Origin of the sequence: Vibrio sp. V42_P2S4T144 (genome assembly GCF_009904715.1) — a bacterium.
Classification (GTDB): domain Bacteria; phylum Pseudomonadota; class Gammaproteobacteria; order Enterobacterales; family Vibrionaceae; genus Vibrio; species Vibrio alginolyticus.
Genome location: NZ_WXWS01000415.1, coordinates 1 through 8806, shown reverse-complemented (window position 1 = coordinate 8806; position 8806 = coordinate 1). Strand labels below are relative to the sequence as shown.

At 43.4% G+C, this 8806-nt stretch carries 6 protein-coding genes; 2 read left to right on the top strand and 4 right to left on the bottom strand.

Annotated elements, in window-relative coordinates:
- Nucleotides 1-80: 80 nt before the first annotated feature.
- The 3 genes from CAG68_RS13995 to nagA form a co-directional block, all read right to left on the bottom strand.
- The gene (locus CAG68_RS13995) at nucleotides 81-1670 is read right to left on the bottom strand and encodes a cation:proton antiporter family protein (RefSeq protein WP_005384981.1); all 1590 of its coding nucleotides are present in this window, start codon (nucleotides 1668-1670) and stop codon (nucleotides 81-83) included.
- A gap of 81 nt (nucleotides 1671-1751) precedes the next feature.
- On the bottom strand, nucleotides 1752-2966 hold the full coding sequence (gene nagC, locus CAG68_RS13990) for a DNA-binding transcriptional regulator NagC (RefSeq protein WP_005382105.1): 1215 nt from the start codon (nucleotides 2964-2966) through the stop codon (nucleotides 1752-1754).
- Nucleotides 2967-2968: 2 nt separating this feature from the next.
- A complete protein-coding gene (nagA, locus tag CAG68_RS13985) occupies nucleotides 2969-4105 on the bottom strand; it encodes an N-acetylglucosamine-6-phosphate deacetylase (RefSeq protein WP_086046579.1) in 1137 nt (378 codons plus the stop codon).
- A 489-nt stretch (nucleotides 4106-4594) separates the two neighbouring features.
- On the opposite strand from nagA, the gene nagE reads away from it, so the two are divergent.
- Nucleotides 4595-6088: an N-acetylglucosamine-specific PTS transporter subunit IIBC gene (gene nagE / locus CAG68_RS13980; RefSeq protein WP_005384985.1), complete on the top strand. Its 1494-nt coding sequence runs from the start codon at nucleotides 4595-4597 to the stop codon at nucleotides 6086-6088.
- A gap of 276 nt (nucleotides 6089-6364) precedes the next feature.
- Nucleotides 6365-8035, top strand: a complete 1671-nt coding sequence (glnS, locus tag CAG68_RS13975; protein ID WP_054728940.1) for a glutamine--tRNA ligase — start codon at nucleotides 6365-6367, stop codon at nucleotides 8033-8035.
- A gap of 221 nt (nucleotides 8036-8256) precedes the next feature.
- Here glnS and fcrX read toward each other — a convergent pair whose 3' ends face one another.
- Complete coding sequence (gene fcrX, locus CAG68_RS13970) at nucleotides 8257-8706, bottom strand: ferric iron uptake transcriptional regulator FcrX (protein ID WP_005382141.1); 450 nt, start codon at nucleotides 8704-8706, stop codon at nucleotides 8257-8259.
- Nucleotides 8707-8806 lie beyond the last annotated feature (100 nt).

The window sequence follows — 8806 nt, the reverse complement described above, 5'->3', positions numbered from 1 at the left end:
GATTAAGGTTTGGTACAAAAACTATACAAAAAAGGCTTTCTATCAATAGAAAGCCTTTCAAAAAATATCAGTGCTGTTGCTTATTTAATTGGTGTGAATTTAGGCTGAAGTTGTTTACAGACGTGTCGAGCAAAACCGCTACCAGCTTCACTATATATATTGAATGCTGCGTCAACGCCATTTTCAAGTAAGCCTTCCAATTGATCTGGGTATTCGGCGATAGCGGCAATTTGCCCCTTATATTTTCTGCGTTTAAGCTGTTCAAGTGCTGTTTGGTTACCTTGATGATGTGGCATTGCAAGCAGAACCAGTTTTACATGACCTGTATCTAAAATTCGCTCCCAGAAATCCGGGTCGGTGGCATCACCAGAAATCACATTTCTTCCTTCTGAACGATGATGGTGTGCAGCGTCTTCACGAATTTCTATACCCAATGAAATTTTGCCATAGCGTGAACGTAGCTCATCATAAGCGCCCGTTCCAATACGCCCCATACCTAAGATCAATACTTGGGCATGACCTGGGTTGATGAGTTGGTCGCGTTGATTGAGCTTTTCTACCGCTGTCTCTTGCAGCCACTTACCTGAATGTTGATAAATTTTATGGCTAAGGCGGTTAAGTGGCGCGGAAATTACAAAGGATACCGACACCGCAACCGCAATCGCAGCAAGCATATCACTTGGCATCCAGCCCATTTTATAGGCCAACCCTGCAACAATAAGACCAAACTCACTGTAGTTAAATAGTGATAAAGAGGCGAGCAAAGAGGTACGTACTCGAAACTTAAAATGATTAATAGTGACGAAGTACAAGAGTCCTTTGATTGGTAGCAGTAAGATAAATAGCAGGGCGAGAACGACGCCATTCACGCTCAATGAGGCGGATAAACCAATGTTTAAAAAGAAGCAGACTAAAAAGAGCTCCTTCATATTGAATAATGACTTGGATAGTTCTGAGGCTTTTGGGTGACCTGCGAGTAGCATGCCTAAAATTAGCGCGCCCAAGTCTGGTTTCATCCCGACCAACTCGAATAGCCCAGCACCGACAACAAGCGCGAAGAAAATACCGAATAGCACCAGCATTTCGCCGTGGCCAACTTTATCGAGCAGCTTATAGAATAGGGGACGAAGGAAAGGCAGTGCGAACAAACCGATGGCATACCATTCTGGGACTTTTCCGGTTGAAGCAGTCAGGAATACTACGGCAAAAATATCTTGCATAACCAAGATACCGATCGCGAGTGTGCCGTAGGTCGCGTTCATTTCGCCTTTTTCTTGCAATGCTTTTACGGCAAAAACGGTACTAGAGAACGATAGTGCAAAAGCTAAAAGCAGGATTTGGCTGCCGTCCATACTGGCTAGCGAAGTCAAGCCCAGTAGTTTTAAGCCGGATAACGCTAGGGCAAAAAAAGCGGTAGAGAGTATGTTGTGGGCGGTTGCCCCTCCCCATATTTCTTTGGACAGCAGGGTTTTTACATCGAGTTTGAGTCCAATAGTAAACAGAAGAAGAGTAACACCAAGATCTGCGAGAGTGACAATAACGTCATTGCTTTGGTAACCAAATGCATGCAAGCCAAATCCAGCTAGTAGAAAACCAACGAGGGGAGGGAGGCTGCATTTAAGCGCAATAAAACCAGCTAAAAAAGCGGCTGTAATTAGAATAATTTCCATACTGTTGAGCTGTATTCCTGATATACAAAAACGGGCTGTAAAAACACAGCCCGAGATTGTAACTCAATTGGTTGTATAAACTTAGTCTTCCAGTAACTTTTGTAACAAAACTCCGTTTAGCATAGCGCGTTTAATCATCGCAAATGCGCCCATCGTTGGCTGCTTATCAATGTGAGAAGCCACGATAGGGAGGTCGTTATGGAAAGTTTTAAGAGATTGATTCTCTACGTTGCGTTGAATTGCAGGGAAAACAATATCTTGTGCTGCAGTAATATCGCCAGCAATTACAATTTTCTGTGGATTAAATAAGTTAACCGTAATCGCAATCGCTTTACCTAGCTGGTTGCCCACTCGCACTAAACTCTGTTTCGCAAGTTCATCACCATTCATTGCGTGCTGACATACCGCTTCAATTGTGATGTTTTCAAGGTCGGTTAAGCTTGATTCGTATCCTTGAGTAATCAGTTGCTTCACTCGTTGAATAATCGCTGGGTTTGCAGCTACGGTTTCTAAACAGCCAAAGTTTCCACATTGGCATTGCTCACCAAGCGGGTCAATTTGGATATGACCAATTTCACCGACGTTGCGGTTAAAACCAAGAAAAACCTGGCCGTTAACGATAATACCTGCGCCAGTACCGCGGTGGACGCTAACCAAAATAGAATCCTGGCAGTCTTGGCTTGCTCCAAAGTAGTGCTCAGCCAACGCCATGCCACGTACGTCGTTGCCAACAAAGCATGCTGTATTAAACTTCTCTCCAACAATTTCACCGAGAGCAAGATTATCGATATCGGTATTAGGCATGTATTCGACCACGCCAGTTGTTGGGTTAACAAGGCCCGGTAAAGTGATGCCGATAGCGATGAGTTGATCAATTTTGTCTTCGCAACGGCTTACGAAATCTTTTAATAAATCGATAAGCCCTGCGATTAAGTCTGCTTGGTTAGTGTAGTGCAATTCATGCTGATCTTCTGCAAGCGCGGTGCCACCTAAATCGTATAAACTGAACTGTACGTAATCTCGACCTAAGCGAACGGCAATCGAATGAAAAGGTTTGACTTCAGTAGTCAAAGAGATCGCACGACGACCACCAGTTGAAGCTTGTTGGGCGACCTCCTTAATAAGGCCGCGCTCTAAAAGTTGGCGGGTTATTTTGGTAACACTAGCAGGCGCGAGCTGACTCACGTCCGCGACTTGAATACGGGAGATAGGACCTTGCTGATCAATCAGCCTATATACCGCAGCGCTGTTAAGCTGTTTTACTAAATCTACATTACCAATCTGTCCGCCATTCATGCTTAATTTTGCTCGTATTGTCCGTTAACAACCGTCGCTTTTACTTTAAAGTCACGATCGAAAATAGTCAGGTTTGCAACCATCCCTTTTCGAACTCGGCCAAGGCGATCCTCAACACCAATTGCTGTTGCTGGGTATAACGTGGCCATTCGTAGAGCTTCGTCTAAAGCGATCCCCGCGTGCTCAACTGAATTCTGAACTGCTTCGATCATTGTCAAAGCTGAGCCGCCTAGCGTGCCATTTTCATCAACACACTTACCATCTCGGTAATATACTTTCTTACCGACAAAAATAAAGTGATCAATGTTAGCACCTGCTGGAGCTGTGGCATCCGTCACCAAAACAAGCTTTTCACCTTTGATTTTATGAGCAATTCGGATGTTTGCGTAGTCGACGTGAAAACCATCAGCAATAATGCCAGCGTATACGTCAGGAGTATCGTAAATTGCACCAACAACTCCTGGTTCACGACCAACCATTGGTGTCATTGCATTAAAGAGGTGTGTAGCAAAAGTAATGCCTGCTTCAAAGCTTTTACGTGCTTCGGCGTAGGTTGCATTTGTATGGCCAATTGAAACCACGATGCCAGCAGCCTTTAATCGCGCAATATGCTCTGGGTCGTTATGCTCAGGTGCTAGTGTTACTTTCGCTACGATATCGGCGTTTGCGCAGATAAGGTCGATCATGCTTTCGTCTGATGGGCGAATAAAATCGACGTTATGGATGCCTTTTTTCGCGACGTTAAGGTAAGGACCTTCGAGGTGTAAACCAAGCGATTGATTTTGATACTTGTTGTGGTACTCACGAGCTGCGGCAATTGCAGTTCGCATATCTTCATCAGATGACGTAATGAGTGTTGGCAGGAAGCTAGTACAGCCAGATTTGAGGTTTGCTTGGTGCATGATTTGCATGGTTTCAGGGGTAATTGCATCGTTTAGCATTACACCGCCACAACCGTTCAACTGCAGATCGATAAAGCCTGGACTTAGATTAACGCCTGCAAGGTCTTTTACTTCGATGCTTTGAGGTAGCTCAGAAACCGGCACAATAGATTGGATAAGATCGTTTTCGATGATGACCGCATGATCGGTAAGAACATCACTACCGGTATAAATTTTACAGTTACTTAGCGCGTACATAGTCAGCTAGTCCTTATAGATGAGAATTCAATTTCTATATCGTTATCTAAGTAGAGACTGCTTCAGTCATATGGGTACTTAGTTTGTATCACTGAATTAGATAACGAGTCACATACAGCAAGTCGCGTTTTATCGATGTTATTGTCATAGTAACTAACTGAAAAGTAATAATTGTATGGTTTTTTATGATTCTTTTTCAGAGCAAAGTTACAGTGATTTACCCGCCTAGATACCAAAATAACACTGATTCTGCCTTGCATAAAGTGCGAGAATATTATCTTTAAAACGCCATTTTTTCGTATAATAAAATAAGTTTTATGATCTCGCTAGCAAAAACCTTCCGAAAGGGCAAATTGTGGTGATTATGATCACAAACGGTGAGCTTTTAATTTGCGGAGCAAAATTAATATCATAAACTTAGGATGACTAAATTGGACGGCTGAAATAAGTCATTCAACATAACATCTAATCCTATAGGGGGAACTTAAGGTGAACATTCTCGGATACTTCCAGAAGGTGGGTAAGGCGCTTATGGTGCCGGTTGCCACACTTCCTGCAGCAGCAATACTCATGGGTATTGGCTACTGGATCGACCCAAATGGCTGGGGCGCAAACAGTGCACTTGCTGCATTTCTTATTAAAGCTGGTGCAGCGATCATTGACAACATGTCAGTATTGTTCGCTGTTGGTGTTGCTTACGGAATGTCTAAAGACAAAGATGGCGCCGCTGCACTTTCAGGTTTCGTGGGCTTCTTAGTTGTCACAACGCTTTTGGCCCCTGGTGCAGTATCACAAATTCAAGGCATTGACCCAAGTGAAGTACCTGCTGCATTTGGTAAAATCAATAACCAGTTCGTCGGTATCTTGGTTGGTATTGTTTCTGCTGAGTTGTACAACCGTTTTTCTCACGTAGAGCTGCACAAAGCGCTGGCGTTTTTCTCTGGTAAGCGTCTCGTACCTATCCTAACGTCTTTTGCTGGTATCGTTATTGCGTTCATCCTGATGTACGTTTGGCCATCAGTTTACGGCGGTCTGGTCAGTTTTGGCGAAAGCATTCAAGGTATGGGTGAAGCAGGTGCAGGTGTTTACGCATTCTTCAACCGTCTTCTAATTCCTGTTGGTCTGCACCATGCACTAAACTCAGTGTTCTGGTTTGATGTTGCTGGTATTAATGACATTCCAAACTTCCTTGGCGGTGCGAAATCATTAGCTGAAGGCACGGCAACGGTAGGTGTTACGGGGATGTACCAAGCGGGCTTCTTCCCAATCATGATGTTTGGTTTACCAGGCGCTGCTCTAGCGATGTACCATACTGCGAAATCAAAGAATAAAGAGAAAGTGGCATCTATCATGATTGCGGCTGCGTTTGCTTCATTCTTTACAGGTGTAACAGAACCACTTGAATTTGCATTCATGTTCCTTGCTCCAGGACTGTACGTTCTTCACGCAGCGCTGACTGGTCTATCAGTTTATATCGCGGCATCAATGCAGTGGATTGCAGGTTTCGGTTTCTCTGCTGGTTTAGTCGACTTAGTATTGTCGACTCGTAACCCGCTAGCGGTAAACTGGTACATGCTCATTGTACAAGGTCTTGGTTTCTTTGCGGTTTACTACTTCGTGTTCCGTACCGTGATTGTTAAGTTTGGCCTTAAAACACCGGGACGTGAAGATGATGAAGAAGCTTCATCTAACGTGGCTGGATCAAGCAATTCTTCAGAGCTTGCTCGTCAGTACTTGAAGGCACTTGGCGGTCATGACAACCTAAGTTCTATCGATGCCTGTATTACTCGTTTGCGCCTTTCTGTGAAAGATATGAGCGTTATCAATGAGAAAACTCTGAAAGATCTTGGAGCTATGGGAGTTGTGAAGCTAGGTACAAACAACCTACAAGTTATTCTTGGTCCACTAGCAGAGATTGTTGCTGGTGAGATGAAGAATGTATCTAAAGATGAAGACTTAAGTGGTGTTCAGCTACCAGCTTAACTGTTTAATAGTGGTGTGATTGTTTGTTATTGGTATTGCAAACAATTGATACTACAACATCGCAAAAGGCCTCCGCAGGAGGCCTTTTTTCGTTTAGGCCCTTTGAATCTGCTTTGCTTTCACGCTAACTCGATAAATATTGTCGTTTTAGAGCGAGTTCTTGTTGTCTAATTGCTTAGAATTGTGGATCATTAGGAACAATGTACTCTGTGAAACCATACTTGGATACAGGGTTCCGTTTTCTCTGACAATACTAATATTTTTGAGGTGCTATAGATGAGTGAAGCTGATGCTCGTCCATCAAACTTTATTCGCCAGATCATTGATAAAGATCTAGCGGATGGTAAACACACTAGCGTGCATACTCGATTCCCGCCGGAGCCAAATGGCTACCTGCATATCGGTCATGCTAAGTCTATCTGTTTGAACTTCGGTATTGCTCAGGACTACCAGGGTCAATGTAATCTGCGTTTCGACGATACAAACCCTGAAAAAGAAGACATCGAATACGTTGAGTCTATCAAGAAAGATGTAAACTGGTTGGGCTTTGAGTGGAGTGGTGAAGTATGTTACTCATCAAACTACTTCGATAAGCTTTACGAATATGCAATTGAATTGATTAACAAAGGCTTAGCGTACGTAGATGAGCTAAGTCCAGAGCAAATTCGTGAATACCGCGGCACACTAAAGGCGCCAGGTAAACCAAGTCCATACCGTGACCGTTCTGTTGAAGAGAACTTGGCGTTGTTTGAAAAAATGCGCGCTGGTGAATTTGAAGAAGGTAAAGCGTGTCTTCGTGCTAAAATCGACATGGGTTCTTCATTCATGGTCATGCGCGATCCAGTTTTATACCGTGTGCGTTTTGCTACGCACCACCAAACTGGTGATAAGTGGTGCATTTACCCAATGTACGACTTTACGCACTGTATTTCTGATGCACTAGAAGGCATTACGCACTCTATTTGTACGCTTGAATTCATGGATAACCGTCGTCTGTACGATTGGGTTCTAGACAACATCACGATCGAAAGCCGTCCACATCAATACGAGTTCAGTCGTTTAAACCTTGAATACACAGTGATGTCTAAGCGTAAGCTTAACCAGCTAGTTACTGAAAAACTGGTTAATGGTTGGGATGATCCACGTATGCCGACTGTCTCAGGTCTGCGTCGTCGTGGCTTCACACCTGCATCTATTCGTGAGTTTTGTAAGCGTATTGGTGTAACGAAGCAAGAAAATATGATCGAGTTTAGTTCATTAGAATCTTGTATTCGTGATGACCTAAACGAGAACGCTCCGCGTGCAATGGCTGTACTGGATCCTGTTAAAGTTGTTATCGAAAACTTTGAAGCAGGCGCAGTAGAAAACTTGACAGTTGCCAACCACCCAAATAAACCTGAAATGGGCGTGCGTGAAGTGCCATTCACGCGTGAATTGTGGATTGAGCGTGAAGACTTCCGTGAAGAAGCGAACAAAAAGTACAAGCGTTTAGTGCTAGGTAAAGAAGTTCGTTTACGTGGTGCTTACGTGATCAAAGCGGAGCGCGTTGAAAAAGATGCAGAAGGCAACATCACAACTATCTTCTGTTCTTATGATGCAGATACGCTAGGTAAAAACCCAGCAGATGGTCGTAAAGTGAAAGGCGTTATTCATTGGGTGTCAGCAGATAAAGCTCTTCCTGCGGAAATTCGTCTGTACGATCGTTTATTTACGGTGCCAAACCCAGGCACAGCGGAAGATTTTGCTTCTACTATCAACCCTGAATCATTAGTTGTGATCAATGGCTTTGTCGAGCCTAGCCTAGCTTCTGCAGAAGCAGAAAAAGGTTACCAGTTTGAACGTATGGGTTACTTCTGTGCAGACTCGAAAGACTCTTCAGCAGATAATCTAGTATTCAACCGCACGGTTGGTTTACGTGATACCTGGGCAAAAATTGAGAATCAATAATCTTAATTAATGCTGAGAGTGATGAAAAATGCCAGCAAACGCTGGCATTTTTTATACCTAATCCCACAGAGTGCTATACAGATGTGCAAAACTGTGGATAAAAAAGATGGGTGTTTAGTAGCTTTTGTTCTGTAACCAAAGTACTGACGTCTAAGGTACTGACTTCTAGAAACAAAAAACGCCAGCATGTGCTGACGTTTACTTTTTAAATTAACAAACCCTTATTTTTTCGGTTTGTGTGCATCTGGATTGTCTTTACAACCACCATCGCTACACTTGCCGTACAAGTATAAGCTGTGGTTTGTTAGTGTGACATTGTACTTAGCTGCAATCTCTTTTTGACGTTCTTCAATAAGATCGTCAGAAAATTCAATTACCTCACCACAGTCTAGGCACACTAGGTGGTCGTGGTGATGTTGAGTCGATAATTCGAAGACTGACTTTCCACCTTCAAAGTGGTGACGAGTTACAATACCAGCATCGTCGAACTGGTTTAGAACTCGGTAAACAGTTGCTAGGCCAATTTCTTCACCTAGATCAATCAACTTTTTGTACAAATCTTCAGCACTGATGTGCTGGCAGTCTGGCTGCTGAAGTACTTCTAGAATTTTTAGCCTCGGAAGGGTTACTTTTAAACCCGCATCCTTCAGCGCCTGATTATTATCTGACATATACTTTCCCGTTGGATCATCTGCAGCGATTTAACAGAATTCAATCTTCCTACCATTATAGGATAAGCGTTCGGAACATTAAACCACGAACTTCAAAGGG

Bases quoted from the DNA above. Each gene is read 5' to 3' on its own strand.
- CAG68_RS13995 (WP_005384981.1), bottom strand. From the start codon at position 1,670: ATGGAAATTATTCTAATTACAGCCGCTTTTTTAGCTGGTTTTATTGCG.
- nagC (WP_005382105.1), bottom strand. From the start codon at position 2,966: ATGAATGGCGGACAGATTGGTAATGTAGATTTAGTAAAACAGCTTAAC.
- nagA (WP_086046579.1), bottom strand. From the start codon at position 4,105: ATGTACGCGCTAAGTAACTGTAAAATTTATACCGGTAGTGATGTTCTT.
- glnS (WP_054728940.1), top strand. From the start codon at position 6,365: ATGAGTGAAGCTGATGCTCGTCCATCAAACTTTATTCGCCAGATCATT.
- fcrX (WP_005382141.1), bottom strand. From the start codon at position 8,706: ATGTCAGATAATAATCAGGCGCTGAAGGATGCGGGTTTAAAAGTAACC.